15 protein-coding genes are annotated in these 14,563 nt (G+C 67.4%); 8 read left to right on the top strand and 7 right to left on the bottom strand.

The window, feature by feature from the left end; genetic code table 11:
- Nucleotides 1-6: 6 nt before the first annotated feature.
- Together ON20_RS18235 and ON20_RS18230 are read right to left on the bottom strand one after the other, a co-directional pair.
- On the bottom strand, nucleotides 7-963 hold the full coding sequence (locus tag ON20_RS18235; protein ID WP_051162745.1) for an SMP-30/gluconolactonase/LRE family protein: 957 nt from the start codon (nucleotides 961-963) through the stop codon (nucleotides 7-9).
- Between the two features lie 112 nt (nucleotides 964-1,075).
- Nucleotides 1,076-1,444, bottom strand: coding sequence for an Rv1352/Rv1906c domain-containing protein (locus ON20_RS18230; RefSeq protein ID WP_040837086.1), 369 nt, complete (start codon nucleotides 1,442-1,444; stop codon nucleotides 1,076-1,078).
- A gap of 135 nt (nucleotides 1,445-1,579) precedes the next feature.
- Between ON20_RS18230 and ON20_RS18225 the strand changes: the two genes are divergently transcribed.
- On the top strand, nucleotides 1,580-2,686 hold the full coding sequence (locus ON20_RS18225) for a CobW family GTP-binding protein (RefSeq protein ID WP_245547302.1): 1,107 nt from the start codon (nucleotides 1,580-1,582) through the stop codon (nucleotides 2,684-2,686).
- On the opposite strand, the gene ON20_RS18220 is transcribed toward ON20_RS18225, so the two are convergent.
- Genes ON20_RS18220 through ON20_RS18210 form a run of 3 tightly spaced genes read right to left on the bottom strand, consistent with a single transcriptional unit; the run spans nucleotide 2,638 to nucleotide 5,469 of the window.
- Complete coding sequence (locus ON20_RS18220) at nucleotides 2,638-3,087, bottom strand: molybdenum cofactor biosynthesis protein MoaE (RefSeq protein ID WP_040837085.1); 450 nt, start codon at nucleotides 3,085-3,087, stop codon at nucleotides 2,638-2,640. The two genes, ON20_RS18225 and ON20_RS18220, sit on opposite strands and share 49 nt — an antisense overlap.
- Nucleotides 3,080-4,189 carry a bifunctional molybdenum cofactor biosynthesis protein MoaC/MoaB gene (gene moaCB, locus ON20_RS18215; protein WP_040837240.1) on the bottom strand — a complete coding sequence of 370 codons (1,110 nt, stop codon included), beginning with the start codon at nucleotides 4,187-4,189 and terminating at the stop codon, nucleotides 3,080-3,082. The genes ON20_RS18220 and moaCB overlap by 8 nt, the downstream gene beginning before the upstream one ends.
- The gene (locus ON20_RS18210; RefSeq protein WP_083865026.1) at nucleotides 4,186-5,469 is read right to left on the bottom strand and encodes a molybdopterin molybdotransferase MoeA; all 1,284 of its coding nucleotides are present in this window, start codon (nucleotides 5,467-5,469) and stop codon (nucleotides 4,186-4,188) included. Before ON20_RS18210 ends, moaCB begins: the two co-directional genes overlap by 4 nt.
- 255 nt (nucleotides 5,470-5,724) lie before the next feature.
- On the opposite strand from ON20_RS18210, the gene moaA reads away from it, so the two are divergent.
- Complete coding sequence (gene moaA, locus ON20_RS18205; protein WP_438803423.1) at nucleotides 5,725-6,768, top strand: GTP 3',8-cyclase MoaA; 1,044 nt, start codon at nucleotides 5,725-5,727, stop codon at nucleotides 6,766-6,768.
- Nucleotides 6,761-7,003, top strand: coding sequence for a MoaD/ThiS family protein (locus tag ON20_RS18200; protein ID WP_040837082.1), 243 nt, complete (start codon nucleotides 6,761-6,763; stop codon nucleotides 7,001-7,003). The genes moaA and ON20_RS18200 overlap by 8 nt, the downstream gene beginning before the upstream one ends.
- 59 nt (nucleotides 7,004-7,062) lie before the next feature.
- Here the strand turns inward: ON20_RS18200 and nadE are convergent, their stop codons facing one another.
- Together nadE and ON20_RS18190 are read right to left on the bottom strand one after the other, a co-directional pair.
- Nucleotides 7,063-7,887, bottom strand: coding sequence for an NAD(+) synthase (nadE, locus tag ON20_RS18195; RefSeq protein WP_040837081.1), 825 nt, complete (start codon nucleotides 7,885-7,887; stop codon nucleotides 7,063-7,065).
- 11 nt (nucleotides 7,888-7,898) lie between these two features.
- On the bottom strand, nucleotides 7,899-8,504 hold the full coding sequence (locus ON20_RS18190) for a TetR/AcrR family transcriptional regulator (RefSeq protein WP_040837237.1): 606 nt from the start codon (nucleotides 8,502-8,504) through the stop codon (nucleotides 7,899-7,901).
- A 188-nt stretch (nucleotides 8,505-8,692) separates the two neighbouring features.
- Between ON20_RS18190 and ON20_RS18185 the strand changes: the two genes are divergently transcribed.
- From ON20_RS18185 to mgtE, 5 genes are all read left to right on the top strand, one after another.
- Nucleotides 8,693-9,262 (top strand): NAD(P)H-dependent oxidoreductase, encoded by a 570-nt coding sequence (locus tag ON20_RS18185; protein WP_040837080.1) that lies wholly within the window; start codon nucleotides 8,693-8,695, stop codon nucleotides 9,260-9,262.
- Nucleotides 9,263-9,738: 476 nt separating this feature from the next.
- Complete coding sequence (gene nrdH / locus ON20_RS18180; protein WP_040837079.1) at nucleotides 9,739-9,972, top strand: glutaredoxin-like protein NrdH; 234 nt, start codon at nucleotides 9,739-9,741, stop codon at nucleotides 9,970-9,972.
- A gap of 37 nt (nucleotides 9,973-10,009) precedes the next feature.
- Nucleotides 10,010-10,471 carry a class Ib ribonucleoside-diphosphate reductase assembly flavoprotein NrdI gene (gene nrdI / locus ON20_RS18175; RefSeq protein WP_040837078.1) on the top strand — a complete coding sequence of 154 codons (462 nt, stop codon included), beginning with the start codon at nucleotides 10,010-10,012 and terminating at the stop codon, nucleotides 10,469-10,471.
- 62 nt (nucleotides 10,472-10,533) lie between these two features.
- Complete coding sequence (nrdE, locus tag ON20_RS18170; RefSeq protein ID WP_245547321.1) at nucleotides 10,534-12,615, top strand: class 1b ribonucleoside-diphosphate reductase subunit alpha; 2,082 nt, start codon at nucleotides 10,534-10,536, stop codon at nucleotides 12,613-12,615.
- A gap of 405 nt (nucleotides 12,616-13,020) precedes the next feature.
- Nucleotides 13,021-14,385 (top strand): magnesium transporter, encoded by a 1,365-nt coding sequence (gene mgtE / locus ON20_RS18165; RefSeq protein WP_040837077.1) that lies wholly within the window; start codon nucleotides 13,021-13,023, stop codon nucleotides 14,383-14,385.
- Nucleotides 14,386-14,563 lie beyond the last annotated feature (178 nt).

Raw genomic sequence — 14,563 nt, 5'->3', positions numbered from 1 at the left:
CGTCGCTCAGCCCAGTCGGATCCGCTGGACGTCCCCGCCCTCGGTCCCCGCGAACACCGCCGGGTTCGTGCCTGCCGACAGCGCCACCGCCGTGATCGGCTGGGGGGAGTCGATGGCGCAGGTGCCGGTGCCCGCCGGGTCGACCCGGACCAGTCGACCGGCCTCGGTGGTGACGTAGAGCAGATTGTCGGGGCCGAACACCACATCGCCGGGGCCCGCCGCCAGGTCCGCCACCGGTGTCGCGGCCGCGGGGTCGGCGATCGGAAGCCGCAGGACACGGCCCGCCGGCCCGGACGGCACCGTCACGTAGAGGGAGTCACCGTGGACCGCGACGCCGTGGAAACCGGCGGCCTGGGGGGCGGCGGCGGTCCATTCGGTGTCGATACTGCCGTCGCGGCGCACCCGCACGATACCGCCGTCGGCGTCGGTGACATACAGATTGCCGTCGCGGTCGAAGGCGGCGCCGTTGGTCATCCCGATACCGTCGACGAAGACCTCCGGAACCGGTGCCGGCACGGCCGGATCGAAGCGCACCACACCACCGGTGCGCAGCAGGGCGCTGGTGATGAGATTGCCGAAGTTCACATACAGCATCCCGTCCGGTCCCGGGCGGATCGCGCCGGGGAAGGTCACCGGAACGCTGGCGGTGAGGTTGCCGGCGGGGTCGTAGCGTTCCACGACATTACGGAAAACCCGCGACACCCACAGGTTGCCGGCCGCGTCCAGGCCCACGTTGTCCGAGCGGTCCAGCAGTGGAATCCGCGCGGCGACCGCTGTTGTCACGGTGGCGGGAGCGCACGGCTGCGGCTGTGCCGAGGCGGGTGCCGGACCCAATATCGTCGCGCCCACCACGGCGAACGTGGCGACGGATACGCCGAGGAAGCGGCTGCGCAGTGTTCGACTGCGCGGAAAACGGTGTCCCGGTTGCGCGTTCGGCACGGTGATCCTGTCTTCGCTGTCCATGATTCAGATCGAGCCGGATCGTAGGATGTTCGACACCTCGCCCGCAAGCGGTCGGGGTACGACCATCCTCGACCGGGGGTTCGCCGGGGAATAGCCGGGGCGGTGACCCGGCTCAGCCGCCGAAGGAACCGGTCGGGGGCCGGGGGATCATCCGCCAGGGGCCGCAGCCGACGGTTCGGAAGCCGATATCGGACGGTTTGATGGTCACCCGCACCGGACGATTCTTCGTGTAGTTGTTATCGATGATGTGGTGCATATTCGTGGCGTCGCCCTCGACTTTCCACAGTCTGCGCCAATCGCAGCTGCGGGCCGGATCGGGAGACCCCGGGGCCTCGTAGGTTCCGGGCAGAATATCCACCCCCACCAGATAGACGCCGTCGCGCGGTATGGAATCAGCGGGTTGTGCCGCCGCGATACCGCTGCCCAGCACGGTTGCCGCCGATATCAGCGCAGCGGCGGCGAGCAACGTGCTTGCACGCATTCGATGTTCTCCTCGGTATTGCTCAACGCGATGAGATCCCCCGAACCTCCCTGGCACACTTACCAGAACGGCTCACCGGTTTTCGGAAAATCGCCAGAATTCTCTTGTGGGAACGTAATCGGTAGGGTGGCGCAGGTGGCCGATCGGATTCCTGTGATCATCGTGGCCGGTTTTCTCGGAGCGGGTAAGACGACACTGCTCAACCGGCTGCTGCACAACAACCGCGGCACCCGCATCGGGGTGGTGGTCAATGATTTCGGCGCCATCGCCATCGATTCCATGTTGGTCGCCGGGCAGGTCGACGCCATGGTCTCGCTCGGCAACGGCTGCGTCTGCTGTGCGGTGGACGTGTCCGAACTGGATGAACTGTTCACCCGCCTCGCCGAACCACGGCAGCGGATCGATGTGATCGTGCTGGAGGCCAGTGGACTGGCCGAACCGCGCAACCTGATCCGGATGGTGATCGGCAGCGACAATCCGCGCATCCGGTACGGCGGGCTGCTGGAGGTGGTCGATGCCGAACTGTTCCCCGACAGCCGGGCCCGGCATCCCGAACTGGCCGACCATCTGCGGCTCGCCGATCTGGTGGTGGTGAACAAGGCCGACCGGGTGAGCGAGGCCGACCTGACCGCCCTGCGCGCCGAGATCCGCGGCCTCGCGGCCGGTGTGCCGGTCTATACCACGACCCAGGGGCGGATCGAGCCCGGCCTGCTGTTCGACCCGGCGCGGCGCGCGGCCCCGCGGATCGCCGAACAGTTGAGTTTCGACGAACTCCTGGCCGAACCCGACCACCCCGACCACGAACACCGGCACCTGCACGACGACTACACCAGCGTCTCGTTCCGCAGTACGACGGCCCTGGACCCGCGCCGCCTGCTCGGTGTGCTCGAGGACCCGCCCGCCGGACTCTTCCGCGCCAAGGGTTTTGTCACCTTCGCCGTGCCGGGAAGCGCGTGCCGGTTCGTCCTGCACCAGGTCGGCCGGGCCATCACCTTCGAACCGGATCGCCCCGCCCCCGGGGTGTCGGGGGTGAGCGAACTGGTGCTCATCGGCGCCGGTCTGGACACGGAGGCCGCGCTCGAGCGGCTGCGTGCCACGGTGCACACGGACGCCGAACCGCCGGACGAGCAGGGCCTGCTCGGTGTATGGCGGTATGTGCCGGAACCGGCCGTGCCCCGGGTGGAGCCGGAGGATCAGCCGCAGGCGTTGACCCACTCCGACATACCGTCGGCGAACAGCTGACGCTTCCAGATCGGCACTTCGTGTTTGATCCGGTCCACCAGCATCGAACAGGCGTCGAAGGCCTCGGCGCGGTGCGCGGCCGCGACGGCCGTGACGATCGCCAGATCGCCCACCGCCAGCTTGCCGATCCGGTGCATCGCGGCCACCGGCAGTCCCGTCGCCGCGGCGACCTCCGCGCAACAGCGGTGGAGGAACCGTTCGGCCTCGGGATGGGCCGAATATTCCAACGCCGATACCGCCTGACCGCCGTCGTGATCGCGTACCACGCCGGTGAACAACACCACCGCGCCGTAGTGGGGGCCGTGGACCGCACGGTCGACCACGGTCGGGTCGAGCGGTTCCGTGCTGATCCGGGCGATCCGGACCGGCTCGGTCGTTGTTTCGGTTCGTATCTCAGACATGACCGTTTCCGTTCCCGGAGTCGGAACCCTCGTGTCCGCCGGCGCCGGCCACCTGCTCGAGCAGGTGGCCGAGCAGAGGTTCCAGCACCGCGATACCGTCGCGCACCCCACCGGGGGAACCGGGCAGGTTCACCACGACCGAGTGTCCGGCCAATCCGGCCACCCCACGGCTCAACGCGGCCAAGGGGAACTTCGCGGTCCCGCGCTGCCGGATCGCCTCGGCCACCCCGGGCAGTTCCCGGTCCAGGACGGCGAGTGTGGCCTCCGGGGTGCGGTCGGTGGGTGAGGCGCCGGTACCGCCGGTGGTGACGACCAGATCCGGGCGCGTCCGCAGGGCCTCCGCCAATCCCGCCGCGATATCGGCGTCGGCGTATACGAGCGGGCCGCGCACCGCATAGCCCAGGCCGGCCAGCCAGCGCACGAGATGCGGGCCGGTGGTATCGGTGCGGGTGCCCGCCGCGGCGCCGGTGGAGGAGACGAGCACCACCGCGGAGCCCTTGTCGCCGCGCCGGGTGTCGGGGGCGGCGCCGGCGCTCGCGGCCGACTCGGCCGTCGGGTCGCCGAGCCGCTGCGGTACGGCCTGCGTGTCACCGGAGCGTTCGTCGACATGGGCCCGGCCGGGCTCGTCGGCCTCCGGTCTGGTCCAGCGCCCCCGCTTGCCGCCCTCCTTGGTGAGCAGTCGGACACCGTCGAGGGTCGCGGCGGGATCGACCGCTTTCACCATGTCGTGCAGGGTGAGTCCGGCCACGGCGACGGCGGTGAGCGCCTCCATCTCCACCCCGGTGGGGCCCTTGGTCTTCGCGGTGGCCTCGATGGTGATCGTGTTCTCGGTGAAACCGAACTCGACCTTCACCGACGACAGTGCCAACTGGTGGCACAGCGGGATCAACTCGGAGGTCTTCTTCCCCCCGGAGATACCGGCGATCCGGGCGGTGGCCAGCACATCGGCCTTGGGCATGTCGTCCGCGCGTACCAGTGTCACCACTTCGGCGGTGGTACGCAGCTCACCGGCCGCGACGGCGACCCGGGTGGTGTCGGTTTTACCGCTCACGTCCACCATGCGGGCGCGGCCGTCGGAGTCCACATGCGACAACTCGCTCACAGCGTCCACACTCGCACAGTGGCGCCGACCGGTAGTTCGGTGACCCGTTCCGGGACATCGATCAGCACATCCGCGGCGGCCATGCTCGCCACCAGATGCGAACCCGGCCCCGACACCACCTCTACCGCCCGGGTGCGCCCCGCGCCGTGCGTCAACCGGCCGCGCAGGAACTGGCGCCGGCTCTCCGGGGAACGGACCGCCGACAGTAGTGGCACCTCGAATGTCTCCACCGCGGGCAAACCCATCAGCCGGCGCAGAATCGGTCGGGCGAACACCTCGAACGACACCAGGGTGCTGACCGGATTACCGGGAAAACTCAGCACGGGTACCCCGTCGACCACGGTGAGCCCCTGTGGTCCGCCGGGCTGCACCGCCACGGGCCCGAACCACCCGCCCAGCGGTCCCAGCACCTCCCGGACCACTTCGAAATCCCCCTTGGATACCCCACCCGAGGTGAACACCAGATCCGCTGTGACGGTGGTCTCGGCGAGCAGACGCTGGAACACGGCGGGGTCGTCGCTGCTGTGCTCGACGCCGATGACGGTCACACCGTTGGCGGTCAGCGCCGCGGCCAGGGCGATTCCGTTGGAGTCGTAGATCTGGCCGGGGCCCAGCGGACTGCCCGCGGGGACGAGTTCGTCACCGGTGGTGATGACCGCCGCCCGTACCGGTTCGAAAACCCGCACATGCGATACACCCACCGCCGCCAAGGCGGCGATATGTCGCGGGGTCAGGGTGGTCCCCGCGGCGATCAGTGGTGCCCCGGCCCGGATATCGGTGCCGGGTTCGCGGATGAACGCCCCGGCTTCGCGGCCCCGCTCGATCATCACCCCGCCGCCGCGCATCCGGGTGTCCTCCACCGGGATCACACAGTCGGCGCCCGAGGGAACGGGAGCCCCCGTCATCACCTTGCGCGCCGTGCCGGGCGCCAGCGGCGGCGGGGCGGGATCGCCCGCCGCCACGACACCCGCCGGCGGCAGCGTCACCGGCACGTCCACCACGTCCTGTGCCCGCACCGCGTAGCCGTCCATGGCCGAATTGCGGAAAACCGGCAGATCGATCGGCGCCCGCACCTCGTCGGCCGCCTGCCGGCCCAATGCGGCGGGCACCGGCACCGTTTCGACCGGTCGAGCGGCGAGTGGGCGTAACAGCTGTTCGATGCAGTCGCGGTACTCGTCGACCGAGCGGACGGCCGGCGACCGGTCACCGGCTCCGGACGAGGTGGCTTCGTGTGACCACGGAGGGGCGGCGGAACCGCCCGTCCAACGCCGAGAACACATGCACTCAGCCTAATGGCCGCCGTCACGCCGGATACCGCCGTTTCCGCACCACACGCCCACCGACCCGGCGAGTCGTCCCGCCCGGACCGGCCGCGCCTCGATTCGGGTTCCGCCCGGGTCCGGACCGACCGGAGCGCCGTCGCGCCGGCGGCGCCACGGAGGGAAGACCTGGGGTAACGAGGTCCCCGACCCGCCCCGTCGAAGGCGGCGCAATTGGACACCTCCCGTCATAATGGAGGCGTGTCGCTGGTCGATATGGGGATTCCCACCGTGCGCTCCGGGCGTCCCTCGCTCGACGGACGCCCGGAAACACCGCTGTTGGTGGACCGCTTCGGCCGTATCGCACGGGATCTGCGGGTGTCCATCACCGAGAAGTGTTCGCTGCGCTGCACCTACTGCATGCCCGAGGAGGGGCTGCCCGATATTCCGCGCGATGAGTTGCTGACCGCCGAGGAGATCGTACGGTTGGTCGCTCTGGCGGTGCGTGAGCTCGGTGTCCACGAGGTGCGGTTCACCGGTGGGGAACCGCTGATGCGACGGGATCTGGAACAGATCATCGCCGGCTGCCATGAGGTGGTACCGGATGTCCCGTTGGCCATGACGTCCAATGGGATCGGGCTGGAGCACCGTGCCCGTGCCTTGGCCGAGGCCGGTTTGCGCCGGGTCAATATCTCTCTCGACACCGTCGATCGCGTCGGTTTCGCCCGCCTCACCCGCCGTGATCGTCTGGATTCGGTACTGGCCGGTATCCGGGCCGCCGTACGCGCCGGCCTGGCCCCGGTGAAGGTGAACGCGGTACTCATGCGGTCCACCCTGGCCGGTGTGCCCGATCTGCTGCGCTGGTGCCTGGACGAGGGCTGCGAACTGCGGTTCATCGAGGAGATGCCCCTCGACGCCGACCACGAGTGGGCGCGGGCGAACATGGTGACCGCCGCCGAACTGCTCGATGTTCTCGGCTCTTGTTACGAGCTCACCGAACTCGGGCGCAGCGATCCCGCCGCGCCCGCGGAGACCTGGCTGGTCGACGGCGGTCCGGCCACGGTCGGCATCATCGCCTCGGTGACCCGCAAATTCTGCGACAGCTGCGACCGTACTCGGCTCACCGCCGACGGTATGTTGCGCTCCTGTCTGTTCAGCGACGAGGAGTTCGACCTGCGCCAGGCTCTGCGTTCCGGCGCCGGCGACGCCGAACTGGCCGAGCTGTGGCGTGGCGCCATGTGGCAGAAATGGGCGGGTCACGGTATCGATGCCGCGGACTTCGTTCCACCGGAACGCACGATGGGAGCCATCGGTGGTTGAGATCCGCTATTTCGCGGCCATCGCCGACGCCGTCGGCAAGGACACCGAAACCTTCGATCTGCCCCCCGGCTCCACTGTCGCCGACCTGCGTGCCCGACTGCTCGCCGACTACGGCCCGGATCTGGACAAGATGCTGTCCGTCTGTGCCTATCTCGTCGGTGACGAGCTCACCCGGGACACCGGGGCCGCGCTGGGGCCGCGAGTCGATGTGCTTCCGCCCTTCGCGGGAGGCTGAACCGGCCGCGAAGGTATCGATCGGGTCCGCCGGGGCCGGGTGCCGATAGCGCTGACCGTTCAGCGCCACCAGTCGTCGAGCGGGGAGATGGGGACGGTGCGCTTGTGCCGGGTGGCCAGGTAGACGGACTCGACCTTCTCGGCCACCTCGGCGGTGACCTCCTTGCCCTCGAGGTAGTCGTCGATCTCGCTGTATCGCAGGCCCAGGGCCTCTTCGTCCGGCAGCGCCGGACGGTCGTCCTCCAGGTCGGCGGTCGGTACCTTGGACCAGATGGTGGAGGGGGCGCCCAATTCCTGCAGGAGGGCGGCGCCCTGGCGTTTGGTCAGGCCGCTCAGGGGGGTGAGGTCGACACCGCCGTCACCGTATTTGGTGAAGAAGCCGGTGACCGCCTCCGCGGCGTGGTCGGTGCCGACGACCAGCAGGTTCTCCTGGCCGGCGATGGCGTACTGGATCACCATGCGTTCGCGGGCCTTGATATTGCCGCGGACGAAATCGCGGAGTTTGGTCACGTTCAGCGCCGAGGCCACCTCCGCGGCCACGGCGTTGGCGCCGGGGCGGACATTGACCACGGTCGACCGTTGCGGCGCAATGAATTTCATGGCGGTACGCGCATCGGCCTCGTCCGCCTGCACGCCGTAGGGCAGGCGCACCGCGACGAAGGTCGCCTCGGTGCCCTCGGCGCGCAGTTCCTCGACGGCCAACTGGCACAGCCGACCGGCCAGCGCGCTGTCCTGGCCGCCGCTGATACCGAGAACGAAACCTTGTGCGGAAGCGGAGCGCAGGAAGTCCTTCAGGAAGTCGACCCGGCGCCGGACCTCGGCCTTCGGCTCGATATCGGGCACGACACCCAGTTCGGCGATGATCTGTTCACGCAGGTTCCCCATGCCCGTTCACTCTACTGGGGGCCGGGACCGGCGATACGGCGAACCAGGGCTTCCCAGTTGTCGCCGATCTGCTGTCGGGTGTAGCCGAGTGCGCGGAGCTGATGCAGGACGAGGCCGGCGGAGAGTGTGCCCAGCAGGGCGTCGGCGATCAGGGCTACCTCGCCTGGTGTGCCGGCCTGCCGCAGCAGCATGGACACATGGGTTTTGTGCACGAGATACGGTGCTCCGCTGTAGCGTTCGTCGGCCGGGCCCGTTTCCGCGGCCCGGTACAGTTCGCCCTCGACCTCGATATCGAGCAGCCGGGCCCGGCCGAAGGCGACCAGTCGCTCCACCGGTGTCGCTCCCGGTCCCAGGGGTGGCGGGCCGAAGATGAACGCTTCCTGTATCTTGCGCTCGGAATGGTCCAGCAGGGCCATCATGAGTCCGGTGCGGTTGCCGAAGCGGCGGAAGACCGTACCCTTGCCGACGCCGGCCCGTTTGGCCAGGGCGTCCATGGTCAGGCAGGCCGGACCGCTTTCGCGCACCAGCTCTTGGGCGGCGTCGAGCAGCAGTTGCCGGTTGCGCGCGGCGTCGGCGCGCTCGGTGGGTGCGGCGGTCCCGGGCAGTGGCCTACCGATCGTCGGCGTGGTGCCGGTGGAGGGCTGCGGTGGGGCGGGTCGTCGCGCCGGTTGGGCCGAGGGGCCGGCCGGGGATGTGTCGTAGCTCACGGAACTCGTACACCACCTCTGGGGAATAGACACGGACCGCGGTCCGGTTACTGTGCATGACCTGAAAGTAGATCAGACTCGGCACCTCAGGAGTAACCATGAGCCAGACTCGTATCCTCGCACTCGTCGGAAGCCTTCGGGCCGCCTCCGTCAATCGGCGGTTGGCCGAGACCGCCGTGTGGACCGCCCCGGAGGGTGTGGAGGTGGTCATCTATGACGGCCTGGCCGATATTCCTTTCTACAACGAGGACACCGATGTACCAGGCGCGGTGCCCGCGCCCGCGGAGGCGTTGCGGCAGGCCGTCGCGGCGGCCGACGGTCTGTTGCTGGTGACTCCCGAGTACAACGGCACCCTGCCGGGTGTGCTGAAGAACGCCGTCGACTGGCTGTCGCGGCCGTTCGGAGCCGGCGCCATCAAGGACAAGCCGGTCGCCGTGGTGAGTGCCTCCATCAGTCGGAACGCGGCCAAGTGGGCGCACGGTGACGCGGTCAAGGCGGTCGGTGTCGCCGGTGGCAAGGTGGTCGAGGCGGCTCATCTGCACTTCGCCGCCATCGGCGAGCGTTTCGCCACGGCCCATCCCAGCGAGGATGCCGAGGCGCGCCAGGAGATCGCCGACGCGCTGCGGGTGCTGGTCGACGCCGCGCGGGAAGAGCTCGTATCGGCCTGATTTCGATCTCGAGGCCCCCTGCGGAGGGCCGTCTCGACCGGCTGTGGTGGAGGCGGCCCTCCGCTGTGTGCCGGGGTGGTTTCTGTATGGTGCTCCAGGGTCTGCTGAGGTGTCGGCGACTGGTGTGACAGACGTTGTCTTCTGAGTTTGCTGAAAAGGAACTCAACTCAGATTTTGTGATCTACATCACACATTTATCGGCGAGCGAATTGACTGTCCTGGTACTTACGGCCGTGGAATTCCATCACTGTGACTCGCAACATCTCGTGTTGTTTTCAACTGTCGGACACTAGGTGTAGTGTCTTCGGTACCCGAGATCGGGAGAACGAATCACCCTCCGCGACCGGGGGGAACCGGCTCGAACAGTGTGTTCGCCGACGGTTCCGGGAGTTTGCGCGGCAACGGCGTAGGCCGCCGTTTCGACGCGCACCGGCACTGCTACGGATCACCGGCTGTTGGACGAGAGAGGGAGACATATGACCGTCACCGTGTACACCAAGCCCGCTTGCGTCCAGTGCAATGCCACCTACAAGGCGCTCGACAAGGCCGGGGTGGACTATCGGGTCGTCGACATCTCCGAGAACGCCGAGGCGCGCGACTACGTGATGGCACTGGGTTACCTGCAGGCTCCGGTCATCGTCGCCGGTGACGAGCACTGGTCCGGTTTCCGTCCCGATCGCATCAAGGCGCTGGCTCCGGTGGCGGCCTGACGCCACCTCCGCATCCGAGGGGGAAGGGGGTCGAGGAGTGTCCGAGACGGCCGCGCTGGTCTACTTCTCCAGCGCCTCGGAGAATACGCACCGCTTCGTCGAGAAGCTGGGCCTCCCGGCGACTCGTATACCCCTGCATACCGCGGACTCGCTGCGCGTCGACGCACCCTATGTGCTGATCGTCCCCACCTACGGGGGCGGTCGGCACATCCTGGGTTCGAACAGGTCCGACAAGGACTTCGTACCGCGCCAAGTCGCCAAGTTCCTCAACGACCCGCACAACCGCGCCCTGCTGCGCGGGGTGATCGCGGCCGGCAATACGAACTTCGGCGACACCTTCTGCTATGCGGGAGAGGTCATCTCGCGCAAATGCGGGGTGCCCTACCTGTACCGCTTCGAACTCATGGGAACCGCCGAGGACGTCGAGCGCGTCCGAGAGGGATTGGGATTGTTTTGGCAACGACAACGACAGCACCGACCGGAAAAACGGCTCGCGTAGAGCAGCCCTCGCAGCGCGACGCGAACCCCGGTGAGGCCCTGGACTACCACGCCCTCAACGCCATGCTGAACCTGTACGGGCCCGACGGCGGGATCCAGTTCGACAAGGACCGCGAGGCCGCCCGCCAGTACTTCCTGCAGCACGTCAACCAGAACACCGTCTTCTTCCACAACCTGGACGAGAAGCTGGACTATCTGGTCGAGGAGAACTACTACGAGGCCGAGGTCCTGGACAAGTACAGCCGGGAGTTCGTCAAGAAGCTGTTCAAGCAGGCGTACGCGAAGAAGTTCCGGTTCCCCACCTTCCTCGGCGCGTTCAAGTACTACACCTCGTACACGCTCAAGACCTTCGACGGCAAACGCTACCTGGAACGGTTCGAGGACCGGGTGTGCATGGTCGCGCTCGCCCTCGCCGACGGTGACGAGACGCTGGCGAGCGATCTGGTCGAGGAGATCATCTCCGGCCGTTTCCAGCCCGCCACCCCGACCTTCCTCAACTCGGGTAAGAAGCAGCGCGGTGAGCCCGTTTCCTGTTTCCTCTTGAGAATGGAGGACAACATGGAGTCCATCGGGCGCTCCATCAACTCCGCGCTGCAGCTGTCCAAACGCGGCGGCGGTGTCGCCCTGCTGCTCAGCAATATCCGCGAGCACGGCGCGCCGATCAAGAAGATCGAGAATCAGTCCTCCGGCGTGATTCCGATCATGAAACTGCTCGAGGACTCGTTCTCCTACGCCAACCAACTCGGGGCGCGGCAGGGTGCGGGCGCGGTGTACCTGCACGCCCACCACCCGGACATCTACCGGTTCCTCGACACCAAACGGGAGAACGCGGACGAGAAGATCCGCATCAAGACCCTCTCGCTGGGGGTGGTGATCCCGGATATCACCTTCGAACTGGCCAAGAAGAACGAGGACATGTACCTGTTCTCGCCCTACGACGTCGAGCGCATCTACGGTAAGCCGTTCGCGGATGTCGATGTCACCGAGAAGTACTACGAGATGGTCGACGACAAGCGGATCCGCAAGTCGAAGATCAAGGCCCGCGAGTTCTTCCAGACCATCGCCGAGTTGCAGTTCGAATCGGGCTACCCGTACATCATGTTCGAGGACACGGTGAACCGGGCCAATCCGATCAAGGGCAAGATCACCCACTCGAATCTGTGCTCGGAGATCCTGCAGGTCTCCACGCCCTCCCAGTACAACGACGATTTGTCCTACGCCCAGGTCGGCAAGGACATCTCGTGCAATCTGGGCTCGCTGAACATCGCCAAGACCATGGACTCGCCGGATTTCGCCAAGACCATCGAGGTCTCGATCCGGGCGCTCACCGCGGTCTCCGATCAGACGCACATCTACTCGGTGCCGTCCATCGAGCAGGGCAACAACTCCTCGCACGCCATCGGGCTCGGCCAGATGAACCTGCACGGCTACCTGGCGCGCGAGCGAATCCACTACGGGTCCGAAGAGGGTATCGACTTCACCGATATCTACTTCTACACCGTTGTCTATCACGCGATTCGAGCGTCGAACCGGCTCGCGAAGGAGCGCGGCACCTATTTCGGCGGCTTCCCCGAATCCAAGTACGCCTCGGGCGAATACTTCGACAAGTACACCGATCAGGTGTGGGAGCCGAAGACCGACCGGGTGCGCCGGCTGTTCGTCGACGCCGGCGTGCGCATCCCCACCCGGGAGGACTGGCGTGAGCTCAAGGCGTCGGTGATGGAACACGGCCTCTACAACCAGAACCTGCAGGCCGTCCCGCCGACCGGTTCGATCTCCTATATCAACCACTCCACCAGCTCCATCCACCCGGTGGCGTCGAAGATCGAGATCCGCAAGGAAGGCAAGATCGGCCGCGTCTACTATCCGGCCCCCTATATGACCGACGACAACCTGGAGTACTTCCAGGACGCCTACGAGATCGGCTACGAGAAGATCATCGACACCTACGCCGCGGCCACCCGGCACGTGGACCAGGGCCTGTCGCTGACCCTCTTCTTCAAGGACACCGCGACCACCCGCGACCTGAACAGGGCCCAGATCTATGCGTGGCGCAAGGGCATCAAAACCCTCTACTACATTCGCCTGCGGCAGATGGCGCTGGAGGGCACCGAGGTCGAGGGCTGCGTGAGCTGCATGCTCTGAGCGCGGATCGGCGTGCGGCTCGTTGCGGTGCCTTTCCGGGCCGGTGGCGAGGCGCACGCCAACCGGGTGGTGGGGTGCTGTGACACGCCCGACATAGTGAAACGCCGAATTCTGGGCGTTTCGATGTGAAATCTGTTGGGTAGGGGATGTACCCTGCTTGAGAATGCGTTTGCATTGGTACGACGTTCCGATCTGTTGAGTTGCCGCGGCCCTCCGCGTGTGACCATCGAGCGAAGAGGAGGTGGGGTTGCCATGCGCAGCGAGCCTCCCAGTCGAAGGCCGCGCGGCGTCGTCCACCCGCAGGCCCGGTAGCGAGACTTCCGGCGGTAGCGGCCCGGTTCGACGCCCCGCGGTGTGACGTTTCTTCGAATCACCCGCCCTCTCACGTTGTGCCGAGGTCCTCTCATGTCGCAGACCGAACTGATCGATGCGCCCGTCACCCTGTCGGAATCCCTCCAGGACGTAGTGGAACGTCACCGAGTGGATGCCGCGCTGAACTGGCTGGACAACCACCCGCCGCATGTCATCGCCGACGAACTCGCGCGCATGGGCGCCGTGGAGGCCGGCGTCGCGTTTCGGCTACTGGACAAAGATCTGGCCCTGGCCGTCTTCGAGGAGCTCGAACCGGTCGACCAGCAGCAGATCCTCCAGGGACTGCGGGATCAGAGCTTCCGTGAGCTGGTCGAGGCGATGGCGCCCGACGACCGGGCCCGGATGCTGCGCGAGGCGCCCGCCAAGGTCGCCAAGAAGGCCCTGGCCGGGCTGAGTCCGCGTGAACGTCGCATGACCGCGGCGCTGCTCGGCTACCCGGAGGGGTCGGTCGGGCGGTATATGACGCCGGAGGTCGTCGCGCTGCCGGGCAATCTGACCGTCGCCGAGGCGCTGCGCATGGTTCGCGCCAAGGGCGCCAACGCCGAAACCGTGTACACCCTGCCGGTGGTCGACGGCGGACGCCGGCTGCGCGGCATCGTGGAGTTGCGGGAACTGGTGCTCAGCGGGCCGGAGACCATGGTCGCCGATCTCGTCGTCACCGAACCCGCCTTCGTCCGTGCCACCGACTCCGCGGAGAAGGCGGCCCGGCTCATGCGCGAGACCAATGACATCAACCTGCCGGTCGTCGACAGCGAGGACCGGCTCGTCGGGCTGCTCACCATCGACGACGCCGTCGAGGTGATCGAGGCCGCCGATAGTGAGGACGTCGCCAAACAGGCCGGTTCCGCGCCGTGGACCGGGCACTATATGGCGGCCGGAGTGTTCCAGCTGGCCCGCTACCGCGCGCTGTGGCTGCTGCTGCTCCTGGTCGCGGCGACCCTGACGGTGAGCGTCACCGATTTCTTCGAGGGCACCCTGGAACAGGCCGCGCAGCTGGCCCTGTTCATTCCGCTGCTCATCGGCGCCGGCGGTAACGCGGGCGCCCAGGCGGCGACGGCCTGTGTGCGCGCGGTCGCCGTGGGTGAGGTACGCGGCGGTGATCTGTTCAAGGTGATCTGGCGGGAATGCCGGGTCGGCCTGGTGCTCGGCACCATGCTCGCCGTGGTGGGTGTGGCCATCGGCGGACTGTTCGTGGGGCCGCGTGTCGCGGTGGTGGTCGGGGTGACGCTCATCCTGATCTGCGGCTGGGCCGCCACCATAGGCGGCACCATGCCGCTGCTGGCCAAGCGGCTGCGCATCGACCCGGCCGTGGTGTCGGCGCCCATGGTGACCACGTTGGTCGACGCCACGGGGCTGATCATCTACTTCAGCATCGCGAAACTGGTGCTCGGCGTCTGAGTGAAGGGGTGGGCCCCGCGCTCGACGCCGAGGCCCAGAGCTCTTCCGGGAAGTCGCCTTCCACCGGTGTGTGAGTTCGGCGAGCAGTGCCGGATCCGCGAAGACCGCGGCGGCGCACCCGCGCATCGCCCTCATCGGCGAGTTCGACGATCTCTTTGGGGTCGCGCTGTAGCTCACA

The organism is Nocardia brevicatena NBRC 12119 (genome assembly GCF_000308495.1).
Lineage (GTDB): Bacteria > Actinomycetota > Actinomycetes > Mycobacteriales > Mycobacteriaceae > Nocardia > Nocardia brevicatena.
This window is presented reverse-complemented; position numbering and strand designations above follow the sequence as displayed.